This window comes from Nonomuraea roseola, from assembly GCF_039535395.1.
Classification (GTDB): domain Bacteria; phylum Actinomycetota; class Actinomycetes; order Streptosporangiales; family Streptosporangiaceae; genus Nonomuraea; species Nonomuraea roseola.
In genome coordinates, this window is the sequence record NZ_BAAAXC010000012.1 from 1 (window position 1) to 13017 (window position 13017).

Here is a 13017-nt window from a genome sequence, read left to right on the forward strand (position 1 = left end):
GGATCTGGACGGCACCTGCAAGGAGTTGGTGGCGATCGCGAGGGAGCCGCTCCCTCCCTGCCCGAACGGGGATGCCGAGTGCTTCATGTCCTCCGTGACGAAGACGGAGCCGTACCCCGGAACGCGCGTGGAGGTCGAGACGTCCCCGCCGCCCTCCCGTGCCGAGGATCTGTTCGAAGCCATGGGCGAGCGGCCCGCGGACACCCCACCCGACGCCTCGTGCCACGCCGGGCGGCGCGCGCCGGCCGTATGGCCCGGCGACCCGGGCGTGCGGCGGGCGGTGAACCGGCAGTGGCGGCGTATCGAGGGCTGGCTGGCCGCGAACGCGCCGAAGTCCCGCAGCAGACTCGGCCGTCCCGCCCGAGCGGGCACGATCGCGGTGGCAGAGGCCCAGATGGGCCTGCGCTTCCCCGACGACCTGCGCGCCTCCCTCCTGCGCCACAACGGCGGCTTCTCCCTGCCGGGCCATGACACCTCCGGAGTCCGATCGATCAGGGACACCTGGCGCTACCTGTGCCGGGACGACCACGACAACGGCGGCGACCCGCGAGAGGAGTTGTGGGACGGCCAGATGATCCCCGTCGGCCCCGACGGCTCGGGCGGCTACCTGGTGATGGACTCCGAACGAGGCGACTTGGGCGAGACGCTGGAGGCCGACTCGATGTACTTCACCGGTGAGCCGTGGGCGCGTTCCTTCCACGCCCTGCTCAAGGCGACCGCCGACGCGCTGGAGTCGGGAGAGCCCGTGGACGGCCACCGGCCGCGGGTGATCTCCGGTGAGCTGGTCTGGGAGTACGTCGGGTAGGGTGCCGCGGGTGCTCAAGCTCCTGCGAATGGCGTTGACCGCCGCCGTCCTCGCCGCGATCGCGATCAGGATCGACAGTAGGTCCGGCCATGACGAGGACGGGCATGAGGAGCCGGTGCTAGGCCGCCCCACCCTCGACGACCTCGAACGCTACCGTCCCCGCGAGGAGAACAGGTTCTTCAGGGGGCTACTGGCCGGAGTGGTCGCGGGCGTGCTCCTCGGCGCCCTGGGCCTGGTCGTGGCCACGAACCTCACCGGCGAGCAAAGCGCCGCGGCCGAGCACCACCTGCCCGTCCCACAGTCGGAGGCGACCGTCGCGCTCGGGCCCGAGCCGACGCCCACCCCGGCGCCGACGCGTGACCCCGCCTGCTCCCCGCAGAAGCGCCGGGCGGTGATCCGTGCCCTCGACCCCGCGGTGAAGCGCGAGGTGGACGCGGAGTGGCTGCGCGTCGAGCGATGGCTCAAGAAGCACGCGCCCGTCACCCACGCCGCGCTGCGCGGCCCCGCGAGAGCGCGGACCATCGCGGTGGCCGAAGCGCAGACGGGCCTGCGCTTCCCCGACGACCTGCGCGCCTCACTGCTGCGCCACGACGGCTCGATGACCTTCGGACCGGGGAACGCCTCGGGCCTCGGTGTCAGGGGGATTCGCGATACGTGGCGATTCCTGTGTCACCACTTCCCCACCGTGGAGGACCCCGAACCGCGCCTGGAGTACTGGAACGGCCGCATGATCCCCTTCCTGCACTTCCCCGACAGGAACAGCGAGCATCAGGAGTACGCCCTGATCGACTCCCAGGAGGGCGACGTCGGCTGGGACGACACGATCGGAGGGATCGGCTTCGGCCGCGCGCCGTCCTATCTCGCCCTGCTGCGTGCCAACGCCGACGCGCTGCGCGACGGAGGAGAGGTCGACGGCTGGCGGCCCCGGGTGGTGCGCGGAACTCTCCGCTGGGAGCGCGCCGACGGCTGATGCGCTGACACGCGTACGGCCCGCGTCCACGACAGGACGCGGGCCGTACCCGAGAAGAGGCCTCAGGCCTTCGGCGGCGCGGGCTTGCCGCCGGGGAGGAACTGAGGCGGAGGGAAGCGGAGCCTGCGGATCTGCAGCGCGCGCATGGAGGCGTAGAAGCCGATGCCCTTGAGGTTCTCGCCGGGGAACTTCTCCGCGGCGAGCTTCTTCACCTTCCACGACACCCACACGGAGGTGGCGAGCACGCCGACCATCATGATCGGCCAGCCGATCGTGATGACTCCGAAGTAGACCCAGTTGCGGATCTCGGGAGGGAAGGGGATCCACGTCAGCAGCAGGATCACCAGGGAGAAGGGCAGGAAGTACTGGCTGATCACGCGGCGCGAGTCGACCCAGTCACGGGCGAACTTGCGCACGGGGCCCTTGTCGCGGGCGGGGAGGTACCGCTCCTCGCCGCGCATCATGCCCTGACGGGCTTTGTCCCTGTCGGCCGCCTGCCTGGCCCGCATCTGCTTGTAGGCGTCTTTGCGGTTGGCTGGAGCGGTCACAGGCTGGCGCCGACGCCCCTCGGCGTCCCGGCGCTTCGGGGTGGGACGTCCTTTGCCCTGGGGCTTAGGATCGTCAGTGGGGACGGGGGACTCGTCCACTGAGGTCTGGGAACGGCGACGCAACACAGCGTCAACCCTACCTGGCGTGCAACTTAGTGACGCCCCCGTGCGTTATGCGTAGGGTAATCCCAAGGCGGCTGCGCTGCACTGGGTGACCACAGCACGACCTAAGAAGGGGACGGCCGACGCGCATGAGCGTGATGAAGAGACTTTCGATGATCTTCAAGTCCAAGGCCAACAAGGCCCTGGACAAAATGGAGGATCCGCGCGAGACCCTTGACTACTCATACCAGCGGCAACTCGAGCTGCTGCAGAAGGTGCGCAGGGGAGTGGCGGACGTCGCCACGTCGCGCAAGCGGGTGGAGCTGCAGATCAACCATATCGAGCAGCAGGCCACCCGCCTTGAGGACCAGGGCCGCAAGGCGCTGTCTGTCGGTCGTGAGGACCTGGCGCGTGAGGCGTTGAGCCGTCGTTCCAGCCTGCAGACCCAGATCGCCGACCTGCGCGTCCAGCACGACAACCTGCAGGCCGAGGAGGAGAAGCTCACCACGGCCTCCCAGCGGCTCCAGGCCAAGGTCGACTCCTTCCGCCACAAGAAGGAGACCATCAAGGCCACCTACACCGCCGCCGAGGCGCAGACCCGCATCAACGAGGCCTTCTCCGGCATCTCCGAGGAGATGGGCGACGTCGGTCTGGCCATCCAGCGGGCCGAGGACAAGACCGCGCAGATGCAGGCCCGCGCGGGAGCCATCGACGAGCTGCTGGCCAGCGGCGCGCTCGACGACTTCAGCGGCAGCCGCAACGACGACATCCAGGCCGAGCTCGACCGCATGGGCGGCGGCAGGGACGTCGAGCTCGAGCTCGCCAGGATGAAGGCCGAGCTCGGTCAGGGCCCCGCTCCCCAGCCCTCCATCGAGCAGGGGCAGCCGCAGGCCCAGCCCCAGCCGCAGTCGCAGACCCAGCAGCTGCGCCAGCCAGGGGAGCCCGCATGATCGTCAGAATCATGGGTGAGGGGCAGGTCCAGATCGCCGACGGCGATCTCGGCGTGCTCAACGAGCTCGACAGCGAGCTCGAGGCGGCCATCGAGGCCGACAACGAACCCGAGTTCCGTGACAAGCTTCACGCTCTGCTCGACAAGGTGCGCCACGTGGGCAAGGCGCTGCCCGACGACAGCCTGGAGCCGTCCGAGCTGATCCTTCCCCCCGCGGACGCCTCGATCGAGGAAGTCCGGGAGATGCTGGGCGACTCGGGGCTCATCCCGGGTTAGCCCGTGAGCACCCGGTTCGCGTCGGACCGCGGCCTCACCAGCCGCATGGTCGTGACGATGTTCCTGCTCGGGCTGCTCTACGTCGCCTTCGTCGGCGCCCTCATCGCCCTGGGCGTGCGGGCGCTGAGCGTGCTGCTGATCGCCGGTGTCATGCTTCTGGCGCAGTACTTCCTGTCCGACCGCATCGCCCTGTTCGCGATGGGCGGGCGGGAGGTCTCGCCCCAGGAGGCTCCCGAACTGCACGGTTTGATCGACAGGCTCTGCGCGATGGCGGACATGCCCAAGCCGAGAGTGGCCGTCGCCGACTCGGACGTGCCCAACGCCTTCGCCACGGGACGCAACCAGAAGAAGGCCGTCGTCTGCGTGACGACAGGCATCCTGCGACGGCTGGAGCCGGAGGAGCTCGAAGGCGTCCTGGCCCACGAGCTGTCGCATGTGGCGCACCGCGACGTCGCGGTCATGACGATCGCCTCCTTCCTCGGCATCGTGGCCGGGCTCATGACGAGGTTCGCCCTCTACTCGGGGCTCGGCAGCCGCCGCGAAGGAAACCAGGGCGGGCTGCCCATCGGCCTGATCGTCATGCTGGCCTCGATCCTGGTCTACGCCGTCAGCTTCCTGCTGACGCGCGCTCTGTCGCGCTACAGGGAGCTGGCCGCCGACAGGGCGGGGGCGCTGCTGACGCAGCAGCCGTCCGCGCTGGCCAGCGCGCTGACCAAGGTGAGCGGCGAGATGGCGCGGATCCCGACGCGCGACCTGCGCGAGGCGGAGCCGTTCAACGCCTTCTACTTCGCCCCCGCGCTCAAGCAGGGGCAGACGACGGCAGGTCTGTTCTCCACGCACCCGCCGCTCCAGCGCAGGCTGGAGAACCTGGCGAAGATCTCCGCGCAACTCGGGAGGGGCTGACCATGAGCTGGCTCGATGTGATCCTCGGCAGGACCAAGCCGGTCCAGCCTGACCTCGACGCGCTGTTCGCGCTGCCGTCCGCGGCCGTCACCCTGCAGGCCGCCACCGGGCTGGCGCCGACGGGGGTGGGCTCGGTCAGCTACAGGGCGGCCGAGGGAGGGGCGTTCGCCACGCTTCATGGCGACGTCAAGGCGCTGCTCGGCGAGCGGGTGGAGGAGTCGGAGGACGTCTACGGCTACTCGTGGCTGGTGGTCAGGCGCGCGCCCGACGCGCTCTCCGACCTGGTCACCGAGTTGCACGCGGTCAACTCCTCGCTCGAGGACGCGGGCTTCGGCCCTTCGCTGCTGTGCTCGCTGGTGTCCTTCGCCGACGCGCAGGGCCGCAGGCTGGGCATCGTCTACCTCTACAAGCGCGGCACGTTCTACCCCTTCGCGCCCCTGGCGGGGCAGCTCAGGGACAACGCGCTGGAACTGCAGGCCCGCAGCGCGCTCGCCGGCGAGCTGAAGATCGAGGAGGATCTGTCGCGCTGGTTCCCCGTCTGGGGCGCGCCCGGTCTGTAACCAGGACCCCGGGATGTGGCGTTTGTGCGCTTAGTGATGTAATGATCACATGGAGCGACGACTCAGCCTGGCGGCCGCCTGCGCGTTCGCCGTCGTGGCCGTCTTCGTCAGCGCGTGGATGCCGGGCCAGTTCACCAGCCAGGCCCTCGATCTGCACCGCCTGGTCGGTCAGCTGACAGTCGCTGACCAAGAGTGGTCGGCCCTGTTCAGGGCGTGCGACACGGTCGCGGGCCTGGCCTGCCTGGCGGGGGTCGCCCTCGTCATCAGGGTGCGCGAGGAGTGGCAGGGCTGGCTGGCGATGGCGGTGTTCGGGCTCTGCACCGCCGTCGGAGGGCTGTTCCCGCTCGACTGCGCCGGGTGCGGGGGGCCGCTCTCCTTCGCCCATCGGGCGCACGTGGCGGCGGGCGTGGCCGCCACCGCCGCCGTGCTGGTGGCCATGGTGGTGCTGAGCGCGCGATGGCGCAGCCCGTTCACGTGGCTGCTCACCGCGGCCATGTTCACGGCCACCATGGCCACGTTCGTCGCCGACGCCGTAGGCAGGTACGCGGGCCTCGCCCAGCGCCTGCAGGTCACCCTCGTCGCCGTCTGGCTGCTCTACCTGGCCACGAGACTGCTGGTCGAGGCCACGCCCTCCCTGGTCAGCGGCCCCGTCCATGTCGTCGACGAGGGGTCTGGCCATCTGGTGCTGCTCAGCCCGGGGCCGGCGGGCGCGTGGTTCCACTGGGAGGCCGTCGCCGAGGGACTTCGGGAGGGTCACCGCGTCCTCCGCTTCGACCGGCCCGGCCTCGGGCTCAGCCCGGCCGTGCCCGTCCCGCCCACCCTGTACGGCGAAGCCGCCCGCCTGGCCGCGCTCGTGCCCGGCTCCGAGCGGGCGACCGTCGTGGCGCGCTCGGTCGCCGCCTGGCACGCCGAGGCCTTCGCCAGGCTGCATCCGCTGCGCGTGGCCCGTCTCGTCCTCGTCGACCCCACATGCGGGCGGGGTCCGAACATCGCGTGGGCGGGCGGGCTGCGCGCGTGGACGCCCGCCCTCGGCGCCACATGGGGGGCGACCGCCCTGGCCAGGACGATGGGCTCGCTCGCGCACATCCTCCGCACCGGACTCGCCGATCCGTACGGCGTCTACCGCACGGGCAGGGTGGCCGCCGCCGCGGCGGGGGAGTGGCTGGCGAAGGGCGAGATGGCGGCGGACCTGGAGGAGATCAGGCGGGAGCATCCGTTCCCCTCCGTTCCTGTCACGGTGATCAGCACGGGAGGCGAGTGCGCGGCGCGGCTGGCGGAGTACCTGGGAGCGCGCCTGGTCGTGGTGGCGGGCGAGGCGGAGCGGCGCGCCGCGGTGGTGGAGGCCTGCCAGGAGCCGCGCGTGCCGGGCTAGCCGCGCCTGTCCAGGGATGGCACGATCGGCGTGAAGCCGGCGGCGCTGGGAGGCGGGAATGGTGGACTGGACCCACGAGCGGTACGCGGCGGCTGCGGTCACGCAGATCGAGCGGATGGCGGGGACCGTCGAGGGCGCCGACTTCACGACGCAGGTGCCGACCTGCCCAGGATGGGACCTGCGGCAGCTGGTGACGCACACCGGCGGGGTCCACCGGTGGGCCGCGCTCATGGTGGGCCGGCTGGCGGCCGAACGGTTCGACAGGGCGGCGCTCGAGGCCGGCTTCGCCGGGCTGGCGGACGAGGAGTTCGCCGGATGGCTCCGCGAGGGAGCGGGGCTGCTTGACGAGGCGCTGACCGCGCACCCCGGCGACGCGCCGATGTGGGCGTGGGGCGGCGACAGGCACGTGCGGTTCTGGTCGCGCAGGCAGCTCCACGAGACCGTGGTGCACCACGCGGACGCCGCGCTGGCCCTGGGCGTGACACCCGACATCCCCGAGGACGTGGCGGTCGACGGGGTGGAGGAGTTCCTCGACGTCCTGCCGTACGCGGGCAGGTGGCGCCCTGAGGTGCGCGAGCTGACAGGCGACGGAGAGACGATCTCGTGGAGGACGGGCTCGGGCGCGGCGTGGCTGATCACGCTCGGGCCCGAGGGGTTCGCCTACGAGCGCTCGGCGGCGCGGGCGAGCGCCACGCTGCACGCCGACACCGCCGCCGAGCTGCTGCTGCTGATCTGGCGCAGAGGCGAGCTCGAGCGGCAGCGCATGGACGGCGAGACCAAGCTGTTGCGATGGTGGGCAGACCATTCCATGATCTAGTCAAGCGGCCGGGTCGATCCATCAGCACGCGGCGGCGTGCTGGTGACATGTCCCACATGATCAGACTGACTCACGCGCTCGCGGCCTCGGCCGTCGTGTTCGCGGGAATGGGCATGCTCGGCGGGCTCGCCAGGGCGGCGACCGCGGAACCTGCGAGGGTGGTTGTGGACGAGACGAGTAAACGGATCTCGGTGGTCGGAGAGGGCGTGGTCTCCGCCACTCCCGACGTCATGCGACTCTCGGCGGGCGTCGAGGTGCGCGCGGCCACCGCGGGCGAGGCGTTCAAGGCCGTCAGGGCGGCCGCGGCCAAGCTCACGAAGGCCCTGCTAGAGGCTGGGGTGGCCGCCAAGGACCTGCGGACGAGCGAGCTCTCCCTCGGCCCCGAGTACGAGGCCTACCCGAAGGTGTCGGGCTACCGGGCCTCCCAGGGGGTCGAGGCGGTCGTGCGCGACCTGAACAAGGCCGACCGGATCATCGACGCCGCCGTCGCGGTCGGTGAGGAGGTCAGGCTCAACGGGGTCTCCTTCGAGGTGTCCGATCCCGGCGCGCTGCTCAAGAAGGCCCGAGCCGCCGCCTTCAAGGACGCCCAGACCAAGGCGATGCAGTTCGCCGAGCTGGCGGGGCGAAGGCTCGGCGAGGTCGTGCTCATCAGCGACGAGGTCGTGGGAGGGTCGCACCCCATGGCCTTCGCGGGAGCGGTCGCCGAGGACAAGTCCTCGGTGAGCCCCGGACGGCAGAACCTCTCGGTCCACGTCCGGGTCGTCTACTCACTCGTCTAGGGCGTCAGGAGCCCGGCCCTCGCTCGTCAGGGGCCGGGCCGCGACGGGGCTACGGCAGGGCCAGCATGCGGTCCAGGGCGACCTTGGCCCAGTGGGTGGTGTCGGCGTCGACCGTGATCTGGTTGACGACCTCGCCGAGCACCAGCGACTCCAGCGCCCACACCAGGTGCGGCAGGTCGATGCGGTTCATGGTCGAGCAGTAGCAGACCGTCTTGTCGAGGAACGAGACGCTCTTGTCGGGGAACATCTGCCCGAGGCGCTTGACCAGGTTCAGCTCGGTGCCGACCGCCCACTTCGAGCCCGCGGGGGCCTCGGCGAGCTTCTTGATGATGTACTCCGTCGAGCCGACGTGATCGGCCTTGAGCACCACCTCGTGCTTGCACTCGGGGTGGACCAGGACGTTGACGCCGGGGATACGGCGCCGGACGTCGTCGACCGAGTCGGCGGTGAAGCGGCCGTGCACCGAGCAGTGGCCCTTCCACAGGATGATCTTCGCCCTGCGCAGCTCCTCGGCGGACGGCGGCCTGTGCGGGTTGTAGACCAGGCAGTCCTCGAGCGACAGGCCCATCTCCAGCACGGCGGTGTTGCGGCCCAGGTGCTGGTCGGGCAGGAAGAGCACCTTCTCGCCCTGCTCGAAGGCCCACTCCAGCGCCCGCTTGGCGTTGGAGGAGGTGCACACCGTGCCGCCGTGCCTGCCGCAGAAGGCCTTGATGTCGGCGCTGGAGTTCATGTACGTGACAGGCACCACGCTGTCGGCGATGCCGGCGTCCTCGAGGATCTCCCACGCCTCCTCGACCTGGTCGAAGGTGGCCATGTCGGCCATCGAGCACCCCGCGGCCAGGTCGGGAAGGATCACCTTCTGCGCGTCGCCGGTGAGGATGTCGGCCGACTCGGCCATGAAGTGCACGCCGCAGAAGACGATGTACTCCGCCCCGGGACGGGCGGCGGCCTGCTGCGCCAGCTTGAAGGAGTCGCCGGTCACGTCGGCGAACTGGATGACCTCGTCACGCTGGTAGTGGTGACCGAGGACGAACAGCCTGTCGCCCAGCGCCTCCTTGGCCTTGCGCGCACGCTCCACCAGTCCGGGGTCGGAGGCGGCGGGAAGCTCGCCAGGACAGTCGACCCCCTTCTCGCTGTGCGGATCGGTGTCCTGCCCGAGGACGAAGAGCGGCAGCCCAGTCTGGGTGGCCATGGCCGTACCCCCTTATCGTCGAAGTGACGACTAATGATGACACACGCCTTGGGGGGATTTATTCCGGGTCCTTGGCCACAACCTCACGTCAGCGGAATGCATAGCGGTCGCCGGGTGTTGGTAGCGTCTAAGTAGGACGTCAGAAACAGACAGCCGTGACACTGCGGCTGATCCAGACGCGGGAGTCAGCACATGACGGTTGAGAGCAGCGAGACCACGACGCAGGGCCTGGTCCTGACCGACGCGGCCGCGGCCAAGGTCAAGAGCCTGCTGGAGCAGCAGGGTGAAGAGGGCCTGCAGCTGCGCGTTGCCGTGCAGCCGGGTGGCTGTTCCGGCCTGCGCTACCAGCTCTTCTTCGACGACCGTTCGATGGACGGCGACATCGTCTCGGACTTCGACGGGGTGGGTGTCGTGACCGACAGGATGAGCGCGCCCTACCTGATCGGCGCCACCATCGACTTCGTCGACACGATCGAGAAGCAGGGCTTCACCATCGACAACCCCAACGCCACGGGCTCCTGCGCCTGCGGCGACTCGTTCAACTAGCCGGGCGCCGTAGGGTCCCGTCCGTCTTTGTGCGGGCGGGACCTTCGCGTATTCTCTTGGGGCTCATTGGCTTGCTGACAACGAGGAAGAAGAATCCCGTGCGCATCGCCGTCACCGGCTCCATCGCGACAGACCATCTGATGACCTTCCCCGGCAGCTTCGGGGACCAGCTCATCGCCGATCAGCTCGACCGGGTATCCCTGTCGTTCCTCGTCGACGACCTGCAGGTCAGGCGTGGTGGTTGCGCGGCCAACATCACCTTCGGAATGGGCTGTCTCGGCCTCGGCCCGATCCTCGTGGGCGCGGTCGGCGCCGACTTCGCCGACTACCGCTCGTGGCTCGAGCGGCACGGGGTCGACTGCGACTCGGTGCACGTCTCCGAGACCCACCACACCGCGCGCTTCCTGTGCACGACCGACGAGCACCACAACCAGATCGCCTCCTTCTACACCGGCGCGATGGCAGAGGCGCGGCTGATCGAGCTGAAGCCCATCGCCGACCGCGTCGGCGGGATCGACCTGGTGCTGATCAGCCCCAACGACCCCGACGCGATGCTGCGCCACACCGACGAGTGCCGCCAGCGCGGCATCCCGTTCGCCGCGGACCCCTCCCAGCAGCTGGCCCGCATGTCGGGCGAGCAGATCCGCCAGCTGGTCGACGGCGCCGCCTACCTGTTCTCCAACGACTACGAGAAGGGCCTCATCGAGCAGAAGACCGGCTGGTCCGACGCCGAGGTCCTCGACAGGGTCGGCGTGCGCGTCACCACCCTCGGGCCCAAGGGCGCGGTCATCGACCGCAAGGGCGAGCCGTCCGTTCACGTGACCCCCGCGCCTGAGCTGGGCAAGGCCGACCCCACGGGCGTGGGCGACGCGTTCAGGGCCGGGTTCCTGGCCGGCGTGGCCTGGGGCCTGACGCTGGAGCGGGCGGGGCAGGTCGGCAACCTCACCGCCACGCACGTGCTGGAGCGCGTGGGCTGCCAGGAGTACGAGCTGGGCCAGCAGGTCTTCCTCGACCGCTTCGCCGCCGCCTACGGGCAGGAGGCCGCCGACGAGGTGGCCGCGCACATCCGCTGCCACCACGCCTGATCTTTCTCTTTTCTCACGGCACGCGAAATGACGGCCACCGGGGTCACCGGTGGCCGTCCGTCCGTCACGCGTGCTCCAGCGGGACTGCGCTGCCCGCCGTCACGCCGGGCATGCAGAGGCGATCAGGGCGCGTAGATCCGGTGCATGAACTCGGCGAGCTGGTCGTCAGGCAGGTGCTTGGCCAGGTCGGCCTCGCTGATCATGCCGATGATCCGGTGGTTGTCGATCACGGGCAGACGCCTGATCTGGTTCTCCTCCATGCGCGTCAGGGCCTCCTCCACCGTGGCGTCCGCCGCCACCCAGACCAGCCCTGTGGCCATCTGCGCGGCCGTCACCTTGGAGGGGTCGTGCCCCTCGGCGACGCACTTCACGACGATGTCGCGGTCGGTGATGATGCCCTTCAGCCTGTCGTCGTCGCCGCAGATGGGCAGCGCGCCGACCTTCATGTCGCGCATCATCTGCGCGGCCCTGTCCAGGGTCTCGTGGGCGGCGATGCACTCCACGCCCGGGTTCATGAGGTCGCGCGCGGTCTCGTGCGGATGTCCGCTGGTCATCTGAATCCCCCCGAAGTCGATGACTTTCCGTCGGGGATGTACCCATCTACGCGCCGCTCACGACCCCTGGCCGCGTGGCCGTCCGGTCAATAGTTGCGGCGCACGTGGATCGCCCAGCCGCCGCCGGGCAGCTCGTAGGTGCCCACGTGCGGATGCGACTTGAGCCTGCACCAGGCGGGCACGTCGGTGAAGGCGGCAGGATCGTCGGCCAGGACGGCGACGACGGCGTTCAGCGGCACGAAGTTGATCTGCTCGGCGAGCATGATGATCGGGATCGGGCACTTCTTGCCGAGCGCGTCGATGGTCAGGGCCGGCTGAGCTGCGACTGTCATGCGACTCCTGCGTCTTGACGGATCCGGCGCACCACGTCGGGAAGGACGGTCAGGAACCTGTCGACCTCGGCCGCGGAAGCGCCCCTGGGCAGCGATACCCGGACGTTTCCATGCGTAAGCACGCCCATCGCCTCCAAAACATGCGATGGACGAAGCGTACTAGCCGTGCACGAGCTGCCGGACGATACGGCGAAGCCTGCCTTGTCGAGCTCGGTCAGCAGCGCCTCGCCGTCGACGTAGAGGCAGGAGAAGGTCACGATGTGCGGCGCCCTGTCGACGGGGTCGCCGATGACCTCCACGTCGGGCACCACCTGCGGCACCCGCTCCCTGATGACGTCGACGAGGGCGGACAGGCGGGCGTTGTCCCTCTCGGCCTCCTCCTTGACCGCCACCAGCGCGGCGGCGGCCGCCACGACCGCGGGGACGTTCTCGAAGCCCGGCACCCTTCGGCGCTCGCGCTCGTCCTCGGGCAGGAAGGAGCGGAACCTGGTTCCCTTCCGCACGGCCAGCACCCCCACCCCCGCGGGCCCTCCCCACTTGTGCGCGCTGGCCGTCAGCACCGACCAGCCCTGCGGGATCGGCAGGCGGCCCGCGCTCTGGGCGGCGTCGACCAGCAGCGGCACGCCGTGCTCCCTGCAGATCGCGGCCGCCCGCTCCACCGGCTGCAGCGTGCCGACCTCATGGTTGGCCGTTTGCAGGCAGGCCAGGGCGGTGCCCTCCACCGCGACGGCCGCGCCGAAGGCCGCCAGATCCACGCGACCTGCCAGGTCGACGCCCACGGTGCTCACCGTGCCGCCCTCGCCCTCGTGGACGGCGGCGGCGTGCAGGACGCTGGAGTGTTCCACCGCGCTGGTCACGAGGTGACGTCCGGCCCTGCGCCTGCCGTGTAGGGTGCCGAGCACGCCGAGATGCACGGCCTGCGTGCCCGAGGAGGTGAAGGAGACCTCGTCGGGCCTCGCGCCCAGCGCCTCGGCCACCTCCGTGCGGGCCTGCTCCAGAAGCAGGTGAGCACGGCGGGCCTGGCCGTACAGTCGCGCCGGGTCGGCCCAGCCCGCATCCATGGCAGTTATCAGCGCTTCACGCGCTCGGGGGTGCAGCGGCTCGGTCGATGCCGCGTCGAAGTACGCCACATCGAGACATTAACGGGGGCGAGCGGGGAGCCGACCACCCCCCACGCTAATGTGTCTGCAATCAGCTGTGCATATGGAAATACGAGCGCCCAGGAGA

Annotated in this window: 16 protein-coding genes; 11 read left to right on the plus strand and 5 right to left on the minus strand. The window is 70.1% G+C overall.

Translation table 11 applies throughout. The annotated features are described in order from the left end of the window. Both ABFX55_RS12040 and ABFX55_RS12045 read left to right on the plus strand, forming a co-directional pair. The coding region (locus tag ABFX55_RS12040; protein WP_346120458.1) for an SMI1/KNR4 family protein at positions 1-805 on the plus strand (805 nt) is incomplete at its 5' end. A 10-nt stretch (positions 806-815) separates the two neighbouring features. Beyond that, positions 816-1775: an SMI1/KNR4 family protein gene (locus ABFX55_RS12045; RefSeq protein WP_346120460.1), complete on the plus strand. Its 960-nt coding sequence runs from the start codon at positions 816-818 to the stop codon at positions 1773-1775. Between the two features lie 62 nt (positions 1776-1837). Here the strand turns inward: ABFX55_RS12045 and ABFX55_RS12050 are convergent, their stop codons facing one another. Further along, positions 1838-2422 (minus strand): DUF3043 domain-containing protein, encoded by a 585-nt coding sequence (locus ABFX55_RS12050; RefSeq protein ID WP_350655397.1) that lies wholly within the window; start codon positions 2420-2422, stop codon positions 1838-1840. Positions 2423-2574: 152 nt separating this feature from the next. Here ABFX55_RS12050 and ABFX55_RS12055 point away from each other — a divergent pair, with 152 nt between their 5' ends. Genes ABFX55_RS12055 through ABFX55_RS12085 form a run of 7 tightly spaced genes read left to right on the plus strand, consistent with a single transcriptional unit; the run spans position 2575 to position 8081 of the window. Continuing rightward, a complete protein-coding gene (locus ABFX55_RS12055; RefSeq protein WP_346120462.1) occupies positions 2575-3375 on the plus strand; it encodes a PspA/IM30 family protein in 801 nt (266 codons plus the stop codon). Beyond that, positions 3372-3650: a PspA-associated protein PspAA gene (gene pspAA, locus ABFX55_RS12060; protein WP_183658710.1), complete on the plus strand. Its 279-nt coding sequence runs from the start codon at positions 3372-3374 to the stop codon at positions 3648-3650. The genes ABFX55_RS12055 and pspAA overlap by 4 nt, the downstream gene beginning before the upstream one ends. A 3-nt stretch (positions 3651-3653) precedes the next feature. Then, positions 3654-4553: a zinc metalloprotease HtpX gene (htpX, locus tag ABFX55_RS12065; protein ID WP_346120464.1), complete on the plus strand. Its 900-nt coding sequence runs from the start codon at positions 3654-3656 to the stop codon at positions 4551-4553. 2 nt (positions 4554-4555) lie between these two features. Beyond that, positions 4556-5113: a PspA-associated protein PspAB gene (gene pspAB / locus ABFX55_RS12070; protein ID WP_346120466.1), complete on the plus strand. Its 558-nt coding sequence runs from the start codon at positions 4556-4558 to the stop codon at positions 5111-5113. 49 nt (positions 5114-5162) lie between these two features. After that, positions 5163-6485 (plus strand): DUF998 domain-containing protein, encoded by a 1323-nt coding sequence (locus ABFX55_RS12075; protein WP_346120468.1) that lies wholly within the window; start codon positions 5163-5165, stop codon positions 6483-6485. 58 nt (positions 6486-6543) lie between these two features. Beyond that, a complete protein-coding gene (locus ABFX55_RS12080) occupies positions 6544-7302 on the plus strand; it encodes a maleylpyruvate isomerase family mycothiol-dependent enzyme (RefSeq protein WP_346120470.1) in 759 nt (252 codons plus the stop codon). Between the two features lie 56 nt (positions 7303-7358). Further along, positions 7359-8081 carry an SIMPL domain-containing protein gene (locus ABFX55_RS12085; protein WP_346120472.1) on the plus strand — a complete coding sequence of 241 codons (723 nt, stop codon included), beginning with the start codon at positions 7359-7361 and terminating at the stop codon, positions 8079-8081. A 49-nt stretch (positions 8082-8130) separates the two neighbouring features. On the opposite strand, the gene nadA is transcribed toward ABFX55_RS12085, so the two are convergent. Next, the gene (nadA, locus tag ABFX55_RS12090) at positions 8131-9273 is read right to left on the minus strand and encodes a quinolinate synthase NadA (protein ID WP_346120474.1); all 1143 of its coding nucleotides are present in this window, start codon (positions 9271-9273) and stop codon (positions 8131-8133) included. A 192-nt stretch (positions 9274-9465) separates the two neighbouring features. On the opposite strand from nadA, the gene erpA reads away from it, so the two are divergent. Both erpA and ABFX55_RS12100 read left to right on the plus strand, forming a co-directional pair. Continuing rightward, positions 9466-9819 (plus strand): iron-sulfur cluster insertion protein ErpA, encoded by a 354-nt coding sequence (erpA, locus tag ABFX55_RS12095; RefSeq protein ID WP_183658723.1) that lies wholly within the window; start codon positions 9466-9468, stop codon positions 9817-9819. 98 nt (positions 9820-9917) lie between these two features. Further along, positions 9918-10904 (plus strand): carbohydrate kinase family protein, encoded by a 987-nt coding sequence (locus ABFX55_RS12100; RefSeq protein ID WP_346120476.1) that lies wholly within the window; start codon positions 9918-9920, stop codon positions 10902-10904. A 122-nt stretch (positions 10905-11026) separates the two neighbouring features. On the opposite strand, the gene ABFX55_RS12105 is transcribed toward ABFX55_RS12100, so the two are convergent. The 3 genes from ABFX55_RS12105 to ABFX55_RS12115 form a co-directional block, all read right to left on the minus strand. Continuing rightward, positions 11027-11458, minus strand: coding sequence for a CBS domain-containing protein (locus tag ABFX55_RS12105; protein ID WP_346120478.1), 432 nt, complete (start codon positions 11456-11458; stop codon positions 11027-11029). Positions 11459-11544: 86 nt separating this feature from the next. Next, on the minus strand, positions 11545-11790 hold the full coding sequence (locus ABFX55_RS12110) for a sulfurtransferase TusA family protein (protein WP_183658729.1): 246 nt from the start codon (positions 11788-11790) through the stop codon (positions 11545-11547). After that, positions 11787-12920 (minus strand): cysteine desulfurase family protein, encoded by a 1134-nt coding sequence (locus ABFX55_RS12115; protein WP_346120481.1) that lies wholly within the window; start codon positions 12918-12920, stop codon positions 11787-11789. Before ABFX55_RS12115 ends, ABFX55_RS12110 begins: the two co-directional genes overlap by 4 nt. Between the last annotated feature and the right edge of the window lie 97 nt (positions 12921-13017).

Excerpts from the sequence above, each read along its gene's own strand:
- ABFX55_RS12055 (WP_346120462.1), top strand. The coding sequence starts at position 2,575 with ATGAGCGTGATGAAGAGACTTTCGATGATCTTCAAGTCCAAGGCCAAC.
- pspAA (WP_183658710.1), top strand. The coding sequence starts at position 3,372 with ATGATCGTCAGAATCATGGGTGAGGGGCAGGTCCAGATCGCCGACGGC.
- pspAB (WP_346120466.1), top strand. The coding sequence starts at position 4,556 with ATGAGCTGGCTCGATGTGATCCTCGGCAGGACCAAGCCGGTCCAGCCT.
- ABFX55_RS12075 (WP_346120468.1), top strand. The coding sequence starts at position 5,163 with ATGGAGCGACGACTCAGCCTGGCGGCCGCCTGCGCGTTCGCCGTCGTG.
- ABFX55_RS12080 (WP_346120470.1), top strand. The coding sequence starts at position 6,544 with ATGGTGGACTGGACCCACGAGCGGTACGCGGCGGCTGCGGTCACGCAG.
- ABFX55_RS12085 (WP_346120472.1), top strand. The coding sequence starts at position 7,359 with ATGATCAGACTGACTCACGCGCTCGCGGCCTCGGCCGTCGTGTTCGCG.
- nadA (WP_346120474.1), bottom strand. The coding sequence starts at position 9,273 with ATGGCCACCCAGACTGGGCTGCCGCTCTTCGTCCTCGGGCAGGACACC.
- erpA (WP_183658723.1), top strand. The coding sequence starts at position 9,466 with ATGACGGTTGAGAGCAGCGAGACCACGACGCAGGGCCTGGTCCTGACC.
- ABFX55_RS12105 (WP_346120478.1), bottom strand. The coding sequence starts at position 11,458 with ATGACCAGCGGACATCCGCACGAGACCGCGCGCGACCTCATGAACCCG.
- ABFX55_RS12110 (WP_183658729.1), bottom strand. The coding sequence starts at position 11,790 with ATGACAGTCGCAGCTCAGCCGGCCCTGACCATCGACGCGCTCGGCAAG.